Source organism: Pelomonas nitida, assembly GCF_043555975.1.
GTDB classification, from domain to species: Bacteria; Pseudomonadota; Gammaproteobacteria; order Burkholderiales; family Burkholderiaceae_C; genus Pelomonas; species Pelomonas nitida.
In genome coordinates, this window is record NZ_JBIGIA010000007.1 from 76,779 (window position 1) to 97,007 (window position 20,229).

Annotated in this window: 21 protein-coding genes; 12 read left to right on the top strand and 9 right to left on the bottom strand. The window is 70.0% G+C overall.

Features of this window, described 5'->3' with window-relative positions; all coding sequences use genetic code 11:
• Positions 1-11: 11 nt before the first annotated feature.
• The 4 genes from ACG00X_RS10720 to ACG00X_RS10735 all read right to left on the bottom strand — a co-directional run bounded on the left by ACG00X_RS10720 (position 12) and on the right by ACG00X_RS10735 (position 5,871).
• On the bottom strand, positions 12-2,117 hold the full coding sequence (locus ACG00X_RS10720) for a diguanylate cyclase (RefSeq protein WP_394488143.1): 2,106 nt from the start codon (positions 2,115-2,117) through the stop codon (positions 12-14).
• Between the two features lie 19 nt (positions 2,118-2,136).
• Positions 2,137-3,846: an ABC transporter ATP-binding protein gene (locus ACG00X_RS10725; protein ID WP_394488144.1), complete on the bottom strand. Its 1,710-nt coding sequence runs from the start codon at positions 3,844-3,846 to the stop codon at positions 2,137-2,139.
• On the bottom strand, positions 3,843-4,871 hold the full coding sequence (locus tag ACG00X_RS10730; protein WP_394488145.1) for an ABC transporter permease: 1,029 nt from the start codon (positions 4,869-4,871) through the stop codon (positions 3,843-3,845). The genes ACG00X_RS10725 and ACG00X_RS10730 overlap by 4 nt, the downstream gene beginning before the upstream one ends.
• Before the next feature lie 61 nt (positions 4,872-4,932).
• Positions 4,933-5,871, bottom strand: coding sequence for an ABC transporter permease (locus ACG00X_RS10735; protein ID WP_394488146.1), 939 nt, complete (start codon positions 5,869-5,871; stop codon positions 4,933-4,935).
• Between the two features lie 135 nt (positions 5,872-6,006).
• Between ACG00X_RS10735 and ACG00X_RS10740 the strand changes: the two genes are divergently transcribed.
• The 8 genes from ACG00X_RS10740 (at position 6,007) to ACG00X_RS10775 (ending at position 13,608) form a co-directional block, all read left to right on the top strand.
• Positions 6,007-7,815: an ABC transporter substrate-binding protein gene (locus tag ACG00X_RS10740; RefSeq protein WP_394488147.1), complete on the top strand. Its 1,809-nt coding sequence runs from the start codon at positions 6,007-6,009 to the stop codon at positions 7,813-7,815.
• On the top strand, positions 7,812-9,608 hold the full coding sequence (locus ACG00X_RS10745) for an ABC transporter substrate-binding protein (protein WP_394488149.1): 1,797 nt from the start codon (positions 7,812-7,814) through the stop codon (positions 9,606-9,608). Before ACG00X_RS10740 ends, ACG00X_RS10745 begins: the two co-directional genes overlap by 4 nt.
• A gap of 105 nt (positions 9,609-9,713) precedes the next feature.
• The gene (locus ACG00X_RS10750; protein WP_394488150.1) at positions 9,714-10,040 is read left to right on the top strand and encodes a PspC domain-containing protein; all 327 of its coding nucleotides are present in this window, start codon (positions 9,714-9,716) and stop codon (positions 10,038-10,040) included.
• An 80-nt stretch (positions 10,041-10,120) separates the two neighbouring features.
• Entirely contained in the window at positions 10,121-10,939 is an 819-nt protein-coding gene (locus ACG00X_RS10755) for an esterase/lipase family protein (RefSeq protein ID WP_394488151.1), read from the top strand.
• Positions 10,940-10,984: 45 nt separating this feature from the next.
• Complete coding sequence (locus ACG00X_RS10760) at positions 10,985-11,281, top strand: DUF3144 domain-containing protein (RefSeq protein WP_394488152.1); 297 nt, start codon at positions 10,985-10,987, stop codon at positions 11,279-11,281.
• Between the two features lie 7 nt (positions 11,282-11,288).
• Positions 11,289-12,038 carry a DUF4184 family protein gene (locus ACG00X_RS10765; RefSeq protein ID WP_394488153.1) on the top strand — a complete coding sequence of 250 codons (750 nt, stop codon included), beginning with the start codon at positions 11,289-11,291 and terminating at the stop codon, positions 12,036-12,038.
• A 63-nt stretch (positions 12,039-12,101) separates the two neighbouring features.
• Positions 12,102-12,698, top strand: coding sequence for an ATP-dependent Clp protease proteolytic subunit (locus ACG00X_RS10770; protein ID WP_394488154.1), 597 nt, complete (start codon positions 12,102-12,104; stop codon positions 12,696-12,698).
• 10 nt (positions 12,699-12,708) lie between these two features.
• A complete protein-coding gene (locus ACG00X_RS10775) occupies positions 12,709-13,608 on the top strand; it encodes an alpha/beta fold hydrolase (RefSeq protein WP_394488155.1) in 900 nt (299 codons plus the stop codon).
• A 14-nt stretch (positions 13,609-13,622) separates the two neighbouring features.
• Here ACG00X_RS10775 and ACG00X_RS10780 read toward each other — a convergent pair whose 3' ends face one another.
• The 4 genes from ACG00X_RS10780 to ACG00X_RS10795 form a co-directional block, all read right to left on the bottom strand.
• Positions 13,623-13,964 carry a hypothetical protein gene (locus ACG00X_RS10780; RefSeq protein ID WP_394488156.1) on the bottom strand — a complete coding sequence of 114 codons (342 nt, stop codon included), beginning with the start codon at positions 13,962-13,964 and terminating at the stop codon, positions 13,623-13,625.
• Positions 13,965-14,056: 92 nt separating this feature from the next.
• Positions 14,057-14,662: an EF-hand domain-containing protein gene (locus ACG00X_RS10785; protein ID WP_394488157.1), complete on the bottom strand. Its 606-nt coding sequence runs from the start codon at positions 14,660-14,662 to the stop codon at positions 14,057-14,059.
• Positions 14,663-14,749: 87 nt separating this feature from the next.
• Entirely contained in the window at positions 14,750-15,181 is a 432-nt protein-coding gene (locus ACG00X_RS10790) for a copper chaperone PCu(A)C (protein WP_394488158.1), read from the bottom strand.
• Positions 15,182-15,279: 98 nt separating this feature from the next.
• A complete protein-coding gene (locus tag ACG00X_RS10795; RefSeq protein WP_394488159.1) occupies positions 15,280-15,516 on the bottom strand; it encodes a hypothetical protein in 237 nt (78 codons plus the stop codon).
• 288 nt (positions 15,517-15,804) lie between these two features.
• On the opposite strand from ACG00X_RS10795, the gene ACG00X_RS10800 reads away from it, so the two are divergent.
• Genes ACG00X_RS10800 through ACG00X_RS10810 form a run of 3 tightly spaced genes read left to right on the top strand, consistent with a single transcriptional unit; the run spans position 15,805 to position 18,535 of the window.
• On the top strand, positions 15,805-16,200 hold the full coding sequence (locus ACG00X_RS10800; RefSeq protein WP_394488160.1) for a GntR family transcriptional regulator: 396 nt from the start codon (positions 15,805-15,807) through the stop codon (positions 16,198-16,200).
• Positions 16,197-17,078, top strand: coding sequence for an ABC transporter ATP-binding protein (locus ACG00X_RS10805; RefSeq protein WP_394488161.1), 882 nt, complete (start codon positions 16,197-16,199; stop codon positions 17,076-17,078). Before ACG00X_RS10800 ends, ACG00X_RS10805 begins: the two co-directional genes overlap by 4 nt.
• The gene (locus ACG00X_RS10810; protein ID WP_394488162.1) at positions 17,078-18,535 is read left to right on the top strand and encodes a hypothetical protein; all 1,458 of its coding nucleotides are present in this window, start codon (positions 17,078-17,080) and stop codon (positions 18,533-18,535) included. The genes ACG00X_RS10805 and ACG00X_RS10810 overlap by 1 nt, the downstream gene beginning before the upstream one ends.
• A 149-nt stretch (positions 18,536-18,684) precedes the next feature.
• On the opposite strand, the gene ACG00X_RS10815 is transcribed toward ACG00X_RS10810, so the two are convergent.
• Positions 18,685-19,161, bottom strand: coding sequence for a flavin reductase family protein (locus ACG00X_RS10815; protein WP_394488163.1), 477 nt, complete (start codon positions 19,159-19,161; stop codon positions 18,685-18,687).
• A gap of 81 nt (positions 19,162-19,242) precedes the next feature.
• Here ACG00X_RS10815 and ACG00X_RS10820 point away from each other — a divergent pair, with 81 nt between their 5' ends.
• A complete protein-coding gene (locus ACG00X_RS10820) occupies positions 19,243-20,205 on the top strand; it encodes a M48 family metallopeptidase (RefSeq protein WP_419964732.1) in 963 nt (320 codons plus the stop codon).
• Positions 20,206-20,229 lie beyond the last annotated feature (24 nt).

Genomic DNA, 20,229 nt, shown 5'->3' on the forward strand with positions numbered 1-20,229 from the left:
CCAGGCCGCCCTCATGCTGCCCCCGCGCCTGGATCGTCGCTGGGCGGGCCGGCCAGCGCGGTCAGGCCGACCAGGCCATCCCGCCACGCCGACTCCAGCTGCTCGGTCAGCGCCGCCACGGCCGCCGCATCGGCGGCATGGATGAACTCGACGCCATAGGCCTTGTTGCGCCCATGGGCCTTGGCGAGGTACATGGCCGTGTCGACGAGATCGATGGCCCGCTCCCACGGCAGGTGCACGCCGTGCGGCGCCAGCGGCAAGCTCACGAAGCCGAGCGAGACCGTCACGGGGATGCTGTGCCCGTCGTGCCGCACCGGCTCGCCCCCCATCAGGTCCAGCAGGCGCTGAGCAAGCTGCGGCGCAAACAGCCCCTGGCGTGCACGCGCGACGATGAGGAACTCCTCGCCGCCCCAGCGCACGACGAGATCGTCGTCGCGCGTGGCCTCGCGCACGCGCCGCGCCATCTCAATGAGCACGGCGTCACCCGCCGCGTGCCCGTAGCCGTCGTTGATGCGCTTGAAATGGTCGATGTCGATGAGGAACAGGCTGGCCGCCAGGCCCTCGGTGCCCGCCAGCCGCCTGATGACGGACTGGAAATGGCGGCGGTTGGCCAGCCCGGTCAGCGGGTCGGTCTCCGTCTGGTTCTTCAGCGAAGCGTTGCTCTGCACCAGCGCCGCGTTCGTGCGGCGCACGCGGCGGAACGACTGGTACAGCAGGCCCAGCGATGCCAGCACGCAGCCGCCGAGCGCGGCCCACAGGATGCCCGCGAGGTTGCGCTGCTGCACCAGCTCCGCCTTGATCGCGTTGTCGCGGTTGAGCAGCTCGATGTCGCGCGCGCGTTGCTCGGCGTCCTGGCGCTCCTGCGCCTCGAGCAGGATCTTGCGCGTCTCGTCACGCAGCACGCGGTCCGCCAGACGGCGGTGTTCGCGCCACGCGGCGACGGCGCCGGCCAGGTCGCCCGCGCGCTCCAGGTAGTCGGCCAGCTCCTTCCACCCGTCCGACGCGACGGCGAGGGCGCCCTGCTGCTCGTCCAGCGCGATGGCCGCGCGCGCCTCGGCCCGGCCCTCGGCGATGCGCCCCAGCGCGATCTTGGCCAGCCCGATGTTGGAGCGCGCCACACCTTCGGCGGTGTGGTTGCGCGCCGCCTGCGCCAGCGGCAACGCGCGCTCGGCCAGCTCCAGCGCGCGTGCCGGCCGGCCCTGACGCAAGTGGTAGTCGGCAAAGTTCGCCAGGCCCAGCGCGCGTACGGAATCGGCACCGGCCAGCTCGGCCTGCGCCAGCGCGTCGGCGTAGGCCTGCTGCGTGATGTCGCCGCCCGGCTCGTCCGCATGCACGATGCCGCGCATCGAATACACCTGGCTCAGCGTCATCGGATCGGGGTCTTTCTGCGCCTCGGCCAGCGCCTGGAGCGTGAGCTGGCGGGCGCGGGCGGGCGTGTCGGCGCGCAGCGTCGTGTAGGCCAGCTCCACCAGCGACAGCGCGACGCGCCAGGCATGGTGGGTTTGCTGGGCCAGGCGCAGCGCCTTGTGCCCCTCGGCCAGTGCCGCGTCCAGCTCGCCCGCATCTCCGCTGATGGCGGCGCTCTGCAGGTGGTAGCGCCAGCGGTAGGCGAGGCCTGCGGTGGCCAGCTCGCCGGCATCCACGCCGGCCAGCAGCCGGCGCGCCTCGCGCAGCTCGCCATGCGAGCGCTGGTATTCCGCGCCGATGTTGGCGGCGGCGACGCGGGCATCGGCCCGCCGCACGCCGGCCGGCCAGGCGCGCAGCTGCTGCACGATCTGCTCGCTGAGCGCCTGGTCGCGGGCCAGCGCCGCGAGCAGGCCCCGCAACGCCAGCACGTCGACGTGGGACGGGTTGCCCGATGGCAGCGAGCCCGCGCGGGCGCGCAACTCACGCTCGTACTCCGCGGGCCTGGCCTTGGCGGCGCGCTCGATGCGGTCCAGGTCGCGCAGCAACGCCGCGTCGACGGCCGCCGACGCGGCCAGGGCCGACGGCGCCGCCGCCTCGCCGCCCCCTTGCGGCGAACAGGCCACCATCAACAGCGCCGCCAGCACGGCGGTCACCGATGCGGCACGCGAGGAGCCCGTCATGCCCTCGCGCGGCCCGTGGCGGCGTTGCATGCGCCCACCGGCCGCCTGCTCAGACAGCAGCCGCCGTTTCCGCGCGACCCGTGTAGCCGCGTGGCACGGCCCCCAGCAGGCGGCGTGTGTAGTCCTCGCGGGGCGCACCGATCAGCTCGGCGGTCGCGGCCTGCTCGACGACGCTGCCGTTCTGCATGACGAGCACCTCGTCCGCGATGAACTTGACGACGGCCAGGTCGTGCGTGATGAAGATGTAGCTGAGCCCGAACTCGTCCTGCAGGTCACGCAGCAGGTTCAGCACCTGCGCCTGCACCGACACGTCCAGCGCCGACACGGCCTCGTCCAGCACCAGCACCTCGGGTTGCAGCGTCAGGCAGCGCGCGATGGCGATGCGCTGGCGCTGGCCGCCCGAGAACTCGTGCGGGTATTTGGCCATGGCCGTCTCGTCCAGGCCCACCTTGCGCAGCAAGGCGATGGCCCGCGCCTCGCGCTCGGCGGCATCGGCGCCGATGCCGTGGATCTCCATGGGCTCGCGCAGCGTCTGGCCGATCGTGAAGCGCGGGTTCAGCGAGGCGTAGGGGTTCTGGAACACCACCTGGATGCGCCGGCGCATGCGCTGCCAGTCGGCGCCGCCCAGGCGCAGCAGGTCCTGGCCGTCGAACAGCACCTCGCCGCCCAGGCTGCCGTTGCTCTGCTCGTGCAGGCGCAGCAGCGACAGGCCCATGGTCGTCTTGCCCGAACCGGACTCACCCACGACCCCCAGCGTGTGGCCGCGCCGCAGCTTGAAGCTGACATCGCGCACGGCCTTGAACTCGCGCCGGCCGAACAGGCCCTGCTGCAGCCAGAAACTCTTGCGCAGGCCCTTGACCTCCAGCACCACGGGCGCGTCGGCGTCCTTGGTGGCGGCCGGCGGCGCGGCGCTGCGGCCGGCGATGTGGTCGTCGATGACCATCAGGCGCGAGGCGTCGTCGGTCAGCGAGGGCCGGCAGGCCAGCAGCGCCTTCGTGTAGGCATCCTGCGGGCTGTTGAAGATCTGCTCCACCGGCGCCGTCTCGCGCACCTGGCCGTGGCGCATGACGACGACCCGGTCCGAGATCTCGCCGACGACGCCCAGGTCGTGCGAGATGAACAACAGGCTCATGCGGTGCGAGGCCTTGAGCTTGGCGAGCAGCTCCATGACCTGGCGCTGAATGGTCACGTCCAGCGCCGTCGTCGGCTCGTCGGCAATGAGCAGCTTGGGCGAACAGGCCAGCGCCACGGCGATCATGACGCGCTGCTGCTGGCCGCCGGACATCTCGTGCGGATAGGCGCGCAGGCGCCGCTTGGGCTCGGGGATGCCCACTTCGTACAGCAGCTCCTCGGCCCGCACCAGCGCCTGGCGGCGCGACATGCCCATGTGCTTCATCAGCGGCTCGCAGATCTGCGTGGCCACGTTGAACACCGGGTTCAGCGAACTCATCGGGTCCTGGAAGACGCAGGCGATCTCCTTGCCGCGGATGGCCTGCAGCTCTCGCGCGCTGCTGCGCAGCAGGTCACGGCCCTGGAACAGGATGCGGCCCTCGCGCTCCGCGTTGCTGGGCAGCAGGTTGAGGATGGACATCGCCGTGACGCTCTTGCCCGAGCCCGACTCGCCCACCAGCGCGACGGTGGCGTTCTCGGGCACCTCGAAGCTGATGCCCTTGACGGCCTGCTGCCGGCGCATCTGCCCGCCCTCCCGGCCCATGCGGAAGGAGACGTGCAGATCCTCGATGCTCAACAAGGGGTTCATTCCAGACCTCTCAACTTCGGGTCCAGCGCATCGCGCAGGGCGTCGGTGAACAGCGCGAACGCGGTGACGAACACGGCCATGAACGTGGCCACCACGGCGAGCTGCCACCAGTAGCCCAGGATGAGCTCATTTTGCGCCTCCGCGAGCATCGTGCCCCAGCTGACCTGGTCCACGCTAACGCCCAGGCCAAGGTAACTCAGGATGACCTCGCTCTTGATGAAGCTGACGACGTGCAGCGACAGTTGCACCAGCGCCACGTGCGACACGTTGGGCAGGATGTGCCGGAACATGCGCGACCAGCGGCTCGCGCCGATGGCCTCGGCCGAGCGGACGTACTCGCGCACGCGGTGCTTGATGAACTCCGCGCGGATGAGCCGGTAGATACCCGTCCAGCCGGTCAGCGCCAGGATGGCGACGACCGCGCCGATGCCGCGCGGGAAGATGGCCGCGAACGCGAAGATCAGCAGGATGCTCGGGATGGCCGTGAACACGTTATAGACCCACTCCAGCAGGTCGCCCACCCAGCCACCGAAGAAGCCCGAGACGGCCCCCAGCAGCGTGCCGATCAGCGTCGCGACGATGGCCGCGGCGAGCCCGACGAAGATGGTCACCTCGGCACCCTTGACGACCTTGGCCAGCACGTCGCGGCCCAGCCGGTCGCCGCCCAGCGGCAGCGTCTCGGCGCGCGTGACCTCCTCGGTCTTGAACGACTTGGCCCGCTCGGCCCACTCGGCGTAGCGAGGCGCCAGCGGGTCGATGTCGGACAGGTCGACATTGGGGCCCTTGGGCGCGGCGATGGCGCCGGTGTCCTCGGCCGGCTGCGGCCCGAGCAGCGTGGGCGGCGCGTTGGGCACGCCGACTTCCTGCTGCCAGCCCGCCGCGACGACCTGCGTGGCCGCCAGCGCCACCAACAGCAGGAAGGCGCCCACGATGGCCATGGCCACGAGGCCGACGCGGTCGGTCCTGAGCCGGCGCCAGGAGGCGGCCCAGACGCCGCCGGAAGAACTTGGGGGAACGGGATTCATGTCGATGCTTGGAGGCGCGTGTTGGCGGCGCGCCGCGCGTGCGGCGCTGCGGAGCGGGGGCTCACTTGAACACCACGCGGGGGTCGACGACCTTGTAGAGCACGTCGACGAGCAGGTTGACCGTCATCGTCAGCGCCGCCAGGTAGATGGCGAAGGCCTGGATGACCGGGTAGTCGCCGCGGTTGACGGCCAGGTAGAGCTCGCGGCCCAGGCCCGGGATGGAGAAGAACACCTCGATGAGGAAGCTGCCGACCAGCACGCCGGGCACCAGCACCGACACGTTGGTGAGGATGGGGATGAGCGCGTTGCGCAGCACATGCTTGAGCAGCACGGTGCCTTCGGTCAGGCCCTTGGCGCGCGCGGTGCGCACGTAGTCGTGGCCCAGCTCGTCGAGGAAGAAGCTGCGGTACAGCCGGATCTGCGGCGCGAGAGACACCGCCACCGCGACCAGGATGGGCAGCGGCGCATAGGTGGTCAGGTTGGTCCAGACGCTGCCGGTCCAGCCCTGCACCGGGAACCAGCCCAGCCGGAAGGCGAACACGTACTGCGCCAGGATCACATACACCAGCAGCGAGATGGAGACCGCCACGGTGGTGCAGATCATGACCGCACGGTCGGTCAGACTGCCGCGCACGGTGGCCACGGCCAGCGCGAACGGGATCGCCAGCACCACCTCCAGCACGAGGATGGGCACGGTCACCGTCAGCGTGGCCGGCAGGCGCGTGGCGAAGAGGTTGGCCACCGGCTCGCTGGTGGCCCAGCTCTTGCCCCAGTCGAAGGTGACGATCTGCTTCAGGAAGATCAGCAATTGCTCCCAGACCGGCTTGTTCAGCCCCAGCTGGTCGCGGATCGCCTCGATCTGCTCGGCGCTGGCGTTCATGCCGCCGAGGATGAGCGCCGGATCGTTACCGAACTTCTTGAACAGGAAGAACACCAGCAGCACCACGCCCAGGAGGGTGGGGATCATCTGCCACAGACGCCGAACGAGATAGGCCGCCATACGGGGCTCCTAGAAACCACAAACCCCGCCGGGAGCGCGGGGTTACACCAGAAAACGGGCCGGAGTCTATGCGAGGGCGGCGGCAGCGGACGATTTCACTAGACTGCGCCCTTCTTCTAGCCAGCGCCTCCCCTGATGAAGTTCCCTGCCCTGTTGAGCGGCCTTGTCCTGGCCTGCATGCTGGCTCCCGCCGCTCACGCCGCCGACAAGGTGCTGCGCTATGCGTTCAAGGTCGCCGAGACGGGCTTCGACCCGGCCCAGATCTCCGACAAGTATTCCAAGGACATCGCCGGCGCCATCTTCGACGCGCCGCTGGAATACGACTTCGGCGCCCGCCCGTTCAAGCTGCGGCCCGCCACGCTGGCCGAGATGCCGCAGATCAGCGCCGACTTCAAGACGCTCACGATGCGCGTCAAGCCGGGCATCTATTTCTCCGACGACCCGGCCTTCCAAGGCCTGAAGCCTGGCGAACGGCGCGAGCTGACGGCAGCCGACTACGTCTACAGCATCAAGCGCCACTACGACCCGCGCTGGAAGAGCAACAACCTCTACATCCTGGAGAACGTCGGCATCCTCGGGCTGTCGGAACTGCGCCGCGAAAGCCTGCGCACGAAAAAGCCGTTCGACTACGACCGCGAGGTCGAGGGCCTGAAGGCGCTGGACCGCTACACCTTCCAGATCAAGCTGTCGGTCGCCGACCCGCGTTTCGTCTACCAGTTTGCCGACCCCGGCTTCGTCGGCGCCGTCGCGCGCGAGGTCGTCGAGGCCTATGGCGACCACATCATGGAGCACCCCGTGGGCACCGGTGCGTTCCGCCTCGTCGAGTGGCACCGCAACTCGCGCATCGTGCTCGATCGCAACCCCAACTTCCGCGAGGTGCGCTACGCCGAGGTGGCGCCGCCGGACGCCAGCGACCGGCTCAAGGCCGAGGTCGCGGCGCTGCAGGGCCGCCGGCTCCCCATCGTGGACCGCGTCGTCGTCAGCATCGTCGAGGAGGCACAGCCGCGCTGGCTGTCCTTCCTGCGCGGCGAGGCCGACGTCATCGAGGAGGTGCCCATCGACTTCGCCACCATCGCGATGCCCGGCAACCACCTGGCGCCCAACCTGGCCAAGCAGGGCATCACGATGACGCGCTACCCGCGCGCCGACATCTCGTTCAGCTACTTCAACATGGAAGACCCGGTCGTCGGCGGCTACACGCCCGAGAAGATCGCGCTGCGCCGCGCGATCAACCTGGCCGTGGACCTGGACAAGGAGATCCGCCTCGTGCGCCGTGGCCAGGCGCTCAAGAGCCAGGGGCCGCTGCCGACCACGGTGTTCGGCTACGACCCCGCCTTCAAGTCGGAGATGAGCGAGTTCAGCCTGGCCAAGGCCAAGGCCTTGCTGGACCTGTACGGCTACAAGGACCGCGACGGCGACGGCTGGCGCGAACTGCCCGACGGCCAGCCGCTGGTCATCGAGTACTCGACGCTGGCCGACGGCGAGCGCCGCCAGCTCGCCGAGCAATGGCAGAAGAACATGAAGGCGCTGGGCGTGCGCATGACCTTCAAGATCGGCAAGTTCCCCGAACAGCTCAAGGCCGCCAACGCCGGCAAGCTGCAGATGTGGAACGTCGGCTGGGTGGGCACCGTGCCCGATGGCGACTACTTCCTCGCGCTGGGCTCCAGCAAGGCCAAGGGCAACGCGAACAAGACCCGCTTCGACCTGCCGGCCTTCGAGGCCCTCTACGACCGGCAGAAGGCCATGCCCGACGGCCCCGAGCGCCTGGCCGTCATGAGCGACGCGCAGCGCCTGCTCGTCGCCTATGCGCCCTACAAGTTCCACGTGCATCGCGTCTTCACCGACATGGCTCACCCCTGGGTGCGCGGCTACAGCCGCAACCTGTTCGTGCGGGACTTCTGGAAATACATCGACATCGACCCCGCCACCCAGCCCCAGCCATGAAGCAGTTGCTCGCAGCGCTCGCCACCTGCCTGGCGCTGGCTGCTCCCGCCCGCGCCACGGTGCCGGTCAAGACGCTGCATTACGCCTTCCGCATCGCCGAGACGGGTTTCGACCCGGCGCGCATCTCCGACATCTACTCGCGCACGGCCACGGCCCACATCTTCGAGTCGCTCTACGCCTTCGACCCGCTCGCGCGCCCCGCCCGCCTGGTGCCGCTCGTCGCGGCTGGCGAGCCCAAGGTCAGCGCCGACTACAAGACCTTCACCGTCCGCGTCCAGCCCGGCATCTACTTTGCCGACGACCCGGCCTTCAAGGGCCAGCGGCGCGAGGTCACCGCGCAGGACTTCGTCTACAGCATCAAGCGCTTCGCCGACCCGGCCAACAACGCGCAGGGCTGGGTGACCTATGAAGACCAGGCCATCGTCGGCCTCGGCGAGCTGCGCGAGCAGGCGATCAGGAGCCGCAAGCCGTTTCCGTACGACACCGAGATCGAAGGCCTGCGCGCGCTGGACCGCTACACGCTGCAAGTCCGCACCAAAGGGCCGCGGCCGCGGCTCGTCGAGGCCATCTTCGCCGGCAACGACCTCTACGGCGCCGTCGCGCGCGAGGTCGTCGAGTTCTACGGCGACCGCATCATGGAGCACCCCGTCGGCACCGGGCCCTTCCAGCTGAAGGCGTGGCGGCGCAGCTCGCAGATGGTGTTCGAGCGCAACCCGGCCTATCGCGAACGCCACTACGACGCGCAGCCCGCCGCAGACGACAAGGAAGCGCAGGCCATCTACGCCCGCTTCAAGGGCCGCCGCATCCCGATGGTCGACCGCGTCGTCGTCGACGTCATCGAGGCGGACCAGCCACGCTGGCTCGCCTTCCTGAACGGCGAGCATGACTTCATCGAGCGCGTGCCCGAGGCCTTCATCACGCAGGCCGCGCCCGGCGGCAAGCTCGCCCCCAACCTCGCGCGGCGCGGCATGCAGGCGGTGTTCACGCTGTCACCCGACATGACGCTGACCAGCTTCAACCTCGACGACCCGGTCATCGGCGGCGTGACGCCGGACAAGGTCGCCCTGCGCCGCGCGCTGTCGCTGGCCTACGACGTGAACCAGGAGATCCGCGTCGCGCGGCGGGGCCAGGGCGTGCCGGCCCAGTCGCCCGTGCTGCCCAACACCAGCGGCTACGACGCGGCGTTCAAGAGCGAGATGAGCGACCACGACCCGGCCCGCGCACGCGCGCTGCTGGACATGTACGGCTTCGTCGACCACGACGGCGACGGCTGGCGCGACATGCCCGACGGCAGCCCGCTCGTGCTGACGCGCAACACCCAGTCCGACTCACTCAGCCGCGCCCTCGACGAGCTGTGGGAGAAGTCGCTACGCGCCATCGGCATCCGGCTGACACTGAAGATCCAGCAGTGGCCCGAGAACCTCAAGGCCGCGCAGGCGGGCGACTACCAGATGTGGCCCGTCGCCTCGACGGCCGCCTCGCCCGACGGCCAGGAGGCGCTGCAGCGCTTCTACGGCCCGGCCGCCGGCACGCAGAACCTGCCGCGCTTTCGCAACGCCCGCTTCGACGCGCTGTACGACCGCATGCAGGCCCTGCCCGACGGGCCCGAGCGCGAGGCGCTGTTCAAGGAAGCCAAGCGCATCACCGTGGCCTTCATGCCCTACAAGGTGCATGTCCACCGCATCGTGACCGACATCCAGCAGTCGACGATGCGCGGCTTCTACCGGCCGCTGTTCTGGCTGGACTTCTGGCAGTTCGTCGACATCGAGCCCGCCGCACCGTCCGTCCGCTGATTTCCGCGGCCGCATCCCATCAAATCGACAGGCTGTCGCATCGAGCCGACCGGCACGCGTTCTGCCGTTAGGCTACTTCCCATCAACACCGAAAGGAGCCCGACAATGAACGACGCCGAAGAACTCAACAAGCTGGCCGACCTGCACGCTCGCGGCGTGCTCAGCGACGAAGAGTTCGCCAAGGCCAAGGCCCGCGTGCTGGCCGGCAGCGCCACCCACCACACCGGCTCGGCCGGCCCCAACGTCGGCGCCGTCAACGGCCTGCGCCGCGCGCGGGTGGACCGCTGGCTGGGCGGCGTCTGCGGCGGCATCGCCCGCGCGACGGGGCTGGACTCCTGGGTCTGGCGCCTGATCTTCACGGTGCTCTTCCTGGCCTTCGGCAGCGGCGTCCTGCTCTACATCCTGCTGTGGATCTTCGTGCCGGAGGAGTGAGCACAGCGCCTGCGGCCGCCCACCCGGGGCCGCGCGCTTCGCTAACAATGCGGGGCGATCCGCACGCACCGCTGCCCCGCATGCCCGCACACCGCCCGCCACGCGCCACGCGTCGCTCCCCGGCAGCGCCCGCCGCTGCCAGCGACGCCGCCGAGCTGCGCGCCCCCAGCGCCTGGCTGCTGATGCTCGAAGGCCGCGCGCCGTGGGAATACGCGGCCTTGCTCGCCGCGCTGCCCTGGATGAAGAAGCTGCCCCAGGGTGACGGCCACCCGGTGCTGGTGTTCCCCGGCCTGGGCGCCAACGACCTGACGACGGCGCCACTGCGCGCGCTGCTGGACTCGCTGGGCTACGCCACGCAACCCTGGCAGCAGGGGTTCAACTTCGGCCCCCGCGCCGGTGTGCTGGAACAGGCCCGGGCTCACCTCGTCGACCTGCACCGCCGCCACCACCGCAAGGTCAGCCTCGTGGGCTGGAGCCTGGGTGGCCTCTACGCGCGCGAGCTGGCCAAGGCATGCCCGGAGCTCACGCGCTGCGTCGTCACGCTGGGCACGCCGTTCACCGGCCACCCGCGCGCCACCAATGCCTGGCGCTTCTTCGAGCTGGTCAGCGGCCAGACCCTGGCCGACCACCACGAACTGCTGGCCCAGATGCGCACCCCACCGCCCGTGCCGACGACGTCCATCTATTCCCGCACCGACGGAGTCGTCGCCTGGCGCTGCAGCGTCAACGAGCCGTCACCGCTGGCCGAGAACATCGAGGTCCAGGCCAGCCACATCGGCCTGGGCGTGAGCCCCGTGGCGCTGTATGCGCTGGCCGACCGCCTCGCGCAGCCGCAAGGCCAGTGGGCGCCCTTTGAACCCAAAGGGGCGCGGCGCTGGTTCTACAAGACGACCGCGTGATACGCGTGACGCGCGTCACCCCTGACCCGACTGAGCAGTAACCCCATGCCCACCGACGCCGACGAGAACTTCTACGCGCGTGCCGACCAGCACATCCACCTCTCCAACGATCAGCTGGCCGACGAGCCGGGCCGCGGCAAGGTGAGTGCCTCCATGCTTTTCGCGGCGTCGCGGTTCAATGCGTGGGTCAGCGCCTGCGGTTTCCAGTCCGGCGAGCAGATGGCGCAGGCACGGGAGGAGACGCTCGCCTATTTCGTCGAGCAGTACCGCCTCATGCTGGAAGAACACCTCGACGACTACATCGCGAACTTCGACCGCCACATGGCCCCCGCGCAGCCCTGATCAGACGATGCCCTGGACCTTTGCCCACCCGGCAGCCATCCTGCCGCTGCGCCCGCTGTGCCCCCGTTGGCTATCACTGCCCGGCCTGATCCTCGGCGCGATGGCGCCCGACCTGAGCTACTACATCGGCATGCACGGCGCGTGGTCGGCGTTCTGCCACACGCTCACCGGCGTCCTCATCGCCTGCCTGCCCGTCTGTCTGCTGATGCTGACGCTGCTGCAGCGCCTGGCGCAGCCGCTGACCGTGCTGCTGCCCGAGCCGCACCGCGCCCTCGTGCGCGAGCAGTTGCGGCCACCCGCACGGGCAGCCTGGGTGAACCTGGCCGTGGCCGTGCTGTCCATCCTGCTGGGTGCCGCCACGCATGTGCTGTGGGACTCCTTCACGCACCAGGGCCGCTGGGGCGCCGAGCTGCTGCCCGACCTGGACGACTCGCAGCCGCAGCTCGCCCACCTGCTGCAGCACCTGAGCAGCCTGGTCGGCGTGGTCGCCCTCGTCATCGCCTACCGGCGCACGCTGCGCACGCGCCCGCTGGCCCCGGCTGGCGCGGCGCACGGCGGCCGCCTGCGGCTGCTGCTGGCCTGCCTGGCGACGGCGCTCGTCGTCGGCGCTACCTGCGCCTACCTGCTGACGCCACCGTCGCTGCCGGCCTACCCCACGCACCTCGTCGTGCGCACGGTCGTCTGGAGCACCAGTTGCTTCGCCACGCTGTTCGCCATCGCCAGCCTGGCCTGGTGGCGCCGCCGTGGTGACCGCTGAGCCCTTGGCCGCGCGCGGGCCGCGGTTCTCGCGGTAAGGTATCGGCTTCAACCGGAATTGACGATGCAACACCACACCCTCGCCGCCGAAGACAAGGCCCCCAAGAAGGACGCTCCCGAGAAGCACGAAGAACAGCTGCTGTTCAAGGGGCGCTATGTGATGGTCTTCGGCGAGATCGACGACAAGATGGCGCTGGCCACCTGCCGCCGCCTGCTGGCGCTGGCGCAGGAGTCCGACGCGCCGATCACGCTGCTGATCTCGTCGCCCGGCGGCCACGTGGAGAGCGGCGACGCCATCCACGACATGATCCGCTTCGTGCGCGCGCCGGTGAACATCGTCGGCACGGGCTGGGTGGCCAGCGCGGGCACGCACATCTACCTGGCCGCCCCCAAGGAACGCCGCTTCGCGCTGCCCAACACGCGCTTCATGATCCACCAGCCGGCCGGCGGCGCCGGTGGCCAGGCCAGCGACATCGCCATCCAGGCCAAGGAAATCATCCGCACGCGCGAGCGCATCGCCGCCGTCATCGCGCGCGAGACCGGCCAGCCGCTGTCGCGCGTGGCCGTCGACATCGAGCGCGATTTCTGGATGAGCACCGACGAAGCCATCGCCTACGGGCTGGTCTCGCGCGTCATCGAGCGCCAGGCCGAGCTCGACTGACCCGGCCTCGATGCAGGCCAGCGCCAACGGCGTCCGCCTCGAAGTCGACCTCCACGGCCCCACCGACGGGGCCCCGCTGCTGATGGTCATGGGCCTGGGCATGCAGCTCACGGCCTGGCCCGATGGCCTGGTGGACGCGCTGGCGGCCCAAGGCTTTCGCGTCATCCGCTTCGACAACCGCGACATCGGCCTGTCCCAGCCCTTCGACGAGCTGGGCGTGCCCAGCGTGCCGATGGCGGCGCTGCTGCACACGCTGCATCTGCCGGTCAAGGCGCCCTACACGCTGGCCGACCTGGCGCGCGACGCCGTCGGCGTGCTCGACGCGCTGGGCATCGCCCGCGCCCATGTCTGCGGCGCGTCCATGGGCGGCATGGTGGCCCAGCACCTGGGCTTCACACACGGCGACCGGCTCAGCAGCCTGACGCTGATGATGACCAGCAGCGGCGCACGCCACGTGCCGCGCGAGAGCTGGCAGGTGCGCAAGCTGCTGATGTCGCGCCCACGGCGCGGCGCCACGCCGGCACAGACGCTGGACAACCTCCTCGACCATTTCGTCGCGCTGTACGGCGTCATCGGCAGCCCCGCCTATCCGGCGCCGGCCGAGGCGCTGCGCGAGCGCATCGCGCAGAGCGTGCAGCGCTCCTTCCGCCCACAGGCCGTGGCGCGCCAAATGGTCGCCATCGCGGCCGACACCCATCGCGCCGAGCGCCTGCCGCACATCACGGCGCCCACGCTGGTCCTGCACGGTGAAGGCGACTCGCTGATTCCGGTTGCGGCGGCACACGACCTGGCCGCCCGCATTCCCGGCGCCACGCTGGACACCCTCCCCGGCTGGGGCCACGACCTGCCCGAGGCGCTGTGGCCGCGCCTGGCCAGTGCCATCGCCGCGAACGCGGCCCGGGCGGCCTGAACCTAGGCTGAGCGTCAGCGCTGCGCGTCGGCCAGCGACGCGATGGTCTGGTAAGCCTGCAAGGCTTCGTCGAGCTGAGGCCCGCCCTCCAGCATGGCCTTCTTCAATGCCAGCTGAGCGTCGTCGGTCTGCTGCTCCTGCTCCGACACGGTGCCGTCGTGGTTGACGTCGGCCGACACATGGACGATGCCGGTGGCGACCTTGGCCGTGTCCTGCGACGCCGCCGCGCGGACGCCCGCCGCCGACACCGACACCACATTGGACACCGCCTCGGCCACAGCCCGGCGCGCCGGCTCGGGTGCCGGCGTGGCACCCGCAGCAGGCGTGGTCAGCGGTGGTGTGGCGGGAATCAACATGAGGGGATTTCGCGGGCTCGTTCCTGCTTGTCGGCCGCAGCGCGCCAGACTTGAGCGCTTTCTTCGCCGGCCGCCACGCTGCCAGCCACCGCTCAGCGTGCCGACGTCGCCTTGCCGAGCTGGTCGACCGACTCGTAGGTCTTGACCGCCGCCTCTGCCTCGGCGCTGCGGCTGGTGCCGGCCTGGCTTTGCGCCTTCTGCGCGGCCAGCTTGGCATCGTAGGCCGCCTGCTCCTTGGCCGACACCTGGCCGTCCTCGTTAGTGTCGGCGGGCTCGTAGGTCTTGGCGGTGCTGCTGGCACTGCTGGCCGCGCCGCCCGACGTGGCGCCACCGGCGGCCGCCGCCTGAGCCTGCCCGCCCTGGGCCTTGGCCACCGGGGCGCCACCGCCCTGAGCCGCACCGGGCGGGGCGCCCTTGGGTTCGGCGGCCTTGAACTCGTCCAGCGTGACCTGGCCGTCACCATCGCCGTCCATCTTGGCCAGCACGTCCTCGGCGCTCGGTGCCGACTGGCCGGCCGCGTCCGCCTGCCTGGCGCCCTCGGCGGAAATCTTGACGACGGCCGCCTGCAGGTCATCGACCGTCAGATAGCCCTTGCCGCCGGTGTCCAGTGTCTTGAAGACTTGCTCGGCATCCGGCTTGGCGGCCTGGGGGGCCGACGAACTGCTGGACGCGGCGCTGGTGTTGACGGCAGTGATCATGGGCGGCTCCCGGTGTGGTCTCCAGGTTTTCGGCCGGTGCGGGGCGCGCTGAACCGGCTTTACCTGCTTGACACATGCCGCACGGTTTCAGTGCCCGGCGGTGCCTGCGCGCGCCTCGGCCTTGATCTCGACCGCCGTGCGCTTGCCGTCTTCACCCTCGACCGTCAGCGTCAGGGGCACGATCTCGCCGGCCTTGATCGGCGCCTTCAGGCCCATCAGCATGACGTGATAGCTGCCCGGCTTCAACGCCACGGCCTGACCGGCGGGCAGCGGCAGCGCATCGACGGCGCGCATCTTCATGACGCCGTCGTCCATCTTCATCTCGTGGATCTCGACCATGCCCGCCACGGGCGACGCGGCCGCCACCACCTTGACCGCCTTGGCCGACGTCAACTGCATGAACGCGCCCGTGGCCTTCTGCGGCGCCACAGTGGCCCTCACCCAGGGGTCGTCGACCTTGACCTGGGCCTGGGCGGCGAACGAGACGAGCAAGGCTGCAGCAACGAAGAAATGGCGCATGGTGGTGGTGTGAAAACTCAATGAACTCCGAACTCTACCCATCGCCTGACCGTGCGGCGCCCTCGCGCCCCGCCGATCGCCACGGCGGTGCTCGCCCGTCATGGCGAGGTCAAGTCGATGCCGAGCATCGTGCCGAGCTTGAACGTGAGCAACAGCAAAACCACCGCCAGCACCACGAAAGCGGCCACCAACTTGGCGCACGCGCGCAGCACGGCGCGCTGCTTCTCCGTGCCGTACTTCTTCCCTTGGTCGTAGTGCCACTTGACGGCGAGGTACATGCCGATGCTCAGCACGCTGACCTTGAACACGATGAAGACTGCGGGGACCCATTCCATGATTTCTGAGCACTTCCAAGCTGGTCGCTGATCCTGCCTCAACCGATCAACGACATCACGCGGCGGCGTCCGCGCTGAGCGGCGCACTGCCGAGGCAAGAACGGCGCAACGCCGAGCATCGGCCGCCACGCCAGCAGCCGTGCGCGAGCACCTGTTCAAGCCAGCACTGTGCGCCGCTCAGCACCAGAAATACAGACTCAGTTCTGCATAAAAGAACCGGATCAGACGGGGCGGCTTGACCATCACTGTCCACGTGTACTATCGTACTAGTACACATTGGCAGCTTGCATGGACCCGACCCACTTCGTCCACATCAACACCGGCTCCACCGAGCCCATCTACCGCCAGCTCATCGAGCAGGTGAAGCGGCGTGTGGCGGCCGGGCAGCTGAAGGCGGGCGACGAGATTCCGTCGGTGCGCGAGCTGGCGCAGGCGCTGGCCGTGCACCCGATGACCGTCTCCAAGGCCTATTCGCAGCTGGAGAGCGACGGCGTGCTGGAGCGCCGCCGCGGCCTGTCCATGGTGGTGGCGGCCCAGCACCAGCAGGCGCAACCCACCGCCGACCGGGTGGAACTGCTGCGCCCCACGCTGGAGAAGGCCGCGGCTGAAGCGCGCCAGCTGCAGCTGTCCAAGGCCCAGGCCGTCGCCCTGTTCAAGACCATCCTCGACGAGAACGCGCCATGACTCATTTCCCGCACACGGATTCCGCCACCGCCGAGCTGACGGGCGTGCGCCTGTCCTACCCCAAGGGGCCGCTCGTGCTGGATGGGCTGGACTGGCAGTTGCAGCCCGGCCAGGTCGTCGGCCTGCTGGGCCGCAATGGCGCCGGCAAGACGACGCTGCTGGAAGCGCTGCTGGGCCTGCGCGAGACCGACGCCGGCCAGGTGCGCCTATTCGGCCAGGAGGCGCTGAAGCCCGACGATGCCACGCGTGCCCGCATCGGCTACGTGCCCCAGCACAGCGACCTGTTCGAGGCGTTCACGCCGGCCCAGCTGCTGGCCTATTTCCGCAGCTTCTACCCGCGCTGGAACCAGGCCAAGGTCGACGGGCTGATGTCGCGCTGGGACATCCGGCCCGATCAACCCATCCGCAAGCTCTCGGGCGGCCAGAAGCAGCGCCTGTCCATCATCCGCGCGCTGGCCCACGAGCCCGACCTGCTGGTGCTGGACGAGCCGGTCGCCAGCCTGGACCCGGCCGGCCGGCGCGACTTCCTGCGCGAGCTGGTGGGCCAGGTGATGGACCGCGGCGCCACGGTGGTGTTCTCCACGCACATCCTGTCCGACCTGGAACGCGTGGCCTTCAACGTGGCCTTCCTCAACGGTGGCCGTATCGCGCTGCAGGCGCCGCTGGACGAGTTGCTGGACCAGGTGCGCGCCTTCACCGGCAGCGTCACGGAGATGGCCACGCTGATGGCCCGGTTGGGCGCGCAGCCACTCAAGCGCACGCCGCTGGGGGCCGGCCGCGAACGCGTGCTGGCGCGGCTGCCGGCCGAGGCCGCGGTGCCGGCCGGCGTGGCGGTTGAGCGCGTGAACCTCGATGACCTGTTCACGGAGCTGACCTGATGAACGCCGTACAGCTCGCGCAGATCGCCCTCGCGCCGTGGCGCCAGCGCGATCGCGACTCGCCCTGGGGCCGGCGCCTGATCGCCGCCTTGCTGGCGTTGGGTGCGATCGCGGCGGTGATCTTCCTGCCGCCCGCCGCGAAATGGCGGGCGGTGCCGTGCCTCATGATCCTGGTGCTGATGGGGGGGTGGATGGCGCTGGGCGCCAACCTGCAGGAACAAAACCACCCCACCGCCGCGCACTGCGTGCCCGGCCACCTGGCTGCGTTGCGCCGCGCGGCGCTGCTGTGCTGGGCCGGCTGCACCGCGCTCGTTTCGCTGCTGTTGTGGCTCATCATTCCGGGCACCTCGCACGGGGCCCTGATCCTGTTGGGCACCAGCGCCGTTGCCACGTTCCTGCTGTGGTCGACACGGCTGTGGTGGCTATGCCTGCTGCTGCTGTTCACGTGGCAGCCACTGCTGCTGTGGGCAGCCGAGCCACTGGCGCCCTTGGGGCGCGCCATCGCCGCGCTGTGGCAGGCCAACACGGCGGGCATGCTGCTGCTGAGCTTGCTGGCGCAAGGCTGGATCGTCGCCAGCGCCTTTGCGGGCGGGGGCGCTCGCCACCAGTCGCGCTACACACGGCAATCGATCATGCGCAATGCCATGCGGATGCGGGCCCAGGGTGGCCAGGTTCCGGCAGCCGCTGCGTGGGGTAATCAACTGGCGTGGATCTTCCGGCCGTTCGAGCGCCTGTTCCAGGCGTGGCAGCAACGCCTGGTGGCCCGTGCAGACAACAGCAACCTGCACAACGTCATGGCGCGCGCCGCCATCGTGTTGCATGGCCAGCAGCACTGGCTGAAGCTGGTGATGGGCATTGCCGCCATGGTGGGGCTGGCGCTCCTGGCGTTCATCGGCTTCTGGCTGGTCTACCGATTCGACATGGCCGCCATGCTGGTGGCCGGGAGTTTCGGCATCGGCATGGCCATCGCCAACATCGGCCTCAACCCCGCCTTTGCCCTGCCCACGGCGCTGTGGCACAGCCGCCGTGAGCAGGCGCTGCTGCGCCTGTTGCCGGGCATGCCGCAGGGCGAAGCGCTGAACCGCGCCGTGGCGCGGCTGCAATGGCGCAACTTCCTCGCGGCCTGGCTGCTGTGCGAGCTGGCCCTGGCGGCCCTGGCGGCCTGCAGTGACAAGAGCCTGATGCTCTACCTACCCTTGGCCGCGCTGCCTTGCGCCGCGCTCTCGCTGACGCGCCGGCCGGCCACCATGCGGCCGGTCACGCCAATGACAGTCGTCGTGCCGGTCTTCGCCAGCATGGCGCTCTGGGGTGGACTGCTTGTGCTGGTGCAGCTGCTGGGCGTACCGCCGTGGCTGGTAGCCGCCACCGTGGTCATCGTGTCAGCCCTGCTGCTGGCCTGGCGCTGGCGCCGGCTGGTGGCCGCGCCGGTGGCGCTGCCCGCCGGGCGGCTGGGCTGATCCCGGCCTCGGCCCACTGCGCCAGTGGCGTCAGCGATGGCTGACTCCAGTTGGGCAGAGGCTTGCCCTACACGCCAACGACGATCCGAACGCGCCGAAATCGACGGCGCCATCCTGCAAAGCCCGCGCCGCTGAGCTGGGCGGGGGTTTTATATCGGCAGCTCTGTGAAGTAGCGGCCGCCATGGAAGATCAGCGGCTGCGCGCCGGGCCGCGACGTGCAGCGCTCCACCTCGCCGACGAAGATGACGTGGTCACCTTCCTCGTAACGGCTGCGATTGGCGCACTCGAACACGGCCACCGCGCCGTCCAGCACCGGCGCGCCACCCGCCCCCTCGCGCCAGGCCACGCCGGCGAAGCGGTCGATGTCGCGCGTCGCGAAGCGCTGGGCCAGCTCCTTCTGGTCGGCCGCCAGGATGTTGATCGCGTAGTGCGACCCATGTGTGAAGGTCGGCAGCGACCCCGCGCGCCGCGCCAGGCTCCACAGCACCAGCGGCGGCTCCAGCGACACGGAGTTGAAGGAGTTGGCCGTCAGGCCGACGAGGCCGCCATCCGCCGAGCGCACGGTGATGATCGTCACGCCGGTGGCAAACATGCCGAGGGCGGCCCGGAATTGCTGGCTGTCCATGTCAGGGGCAGGAGACGGGTTCATTGCATCATTGTCGCCAGTCCTACGAGTCCAGGCGCCGCGCCATCGCACAATGCCGCCATGCATGCCGACGACTTCCTGGTCCGCGACAACCTCCACTTCACCCACCCGCCGCAACGCATGTTCGGCGCCTGTGCCGACTGCGCCGCCGGCCGCTGCGCGCCCGCGCGGCCGGCTCGCCGCCTGTTCACGGGCCTGCTGGCAGCGTCCGGCGCCACCGCGCTGCTGCCCGCCTGGGCACGCGAAGGCGTGGACGTGGGCCCCAAGAGCAAGTTCACCGGCTTCGTGTCGGCCGAGCAGCTGGAAAAGGCCGGCGGCCAGCAGTACGCCCAGATGCTGCAACAGGCCGCCCAGCAGCGCGGGCTGGCGCCGATGCAGCACCCGCAACTGCAACGCCTGCGCTACATCGCCCAGCGCATCATTCCCTACAGCTACGAGTGGAACGACCGGGCGCGTCAGTGGAAATGGGAGGTCAACCTGCTGGGCGACGCGCAGCTGAACGCCTTCTGCATCCCCGGCGGCAAGATCGCCTTCTATTACGGCATCCTCGACAAGCTCAAGCTGGAAGACGACGAGGTCGCTGCCATCATGGGCCACGAGGTCGCGCATGCGCTGCGCGAACACGCGCGCGAGCGCGTCGGCAAAAACACCGTGACCAACGGCGTCATCGAGCTGGGCTCGGCGCTGCTGGGCCTGGGCAACCTGGGCCGCGGCCTGGCCGGGCTCGGCGGGCAGCTGCTGACGCTGCGCTTCAGCCGGGAAGACGAGACCGAGGCCGACCTCGTGGGCATCGAGCTGGCAGCCCGCGCCGGCTATGACCCGGCCGCCGCCGTGCGTCTGTGGGAGAAGATGATGGCCGCGAACAAGGGCGCGCCGCCGCAATGGCTGTCCACCCACCCGGCCAGCGGCACCCGCATCCGGGACATCCAGGCCAACCTGCCGCTCGTCAGCGGCCTGTATGCCCGCGCGGCAAAGCCGGACCAACGCTTCCCCATCGCGCCGCCGATGAAATCAGCCAGCTGAAGCGCCGGCCGCCACGCCGGGATT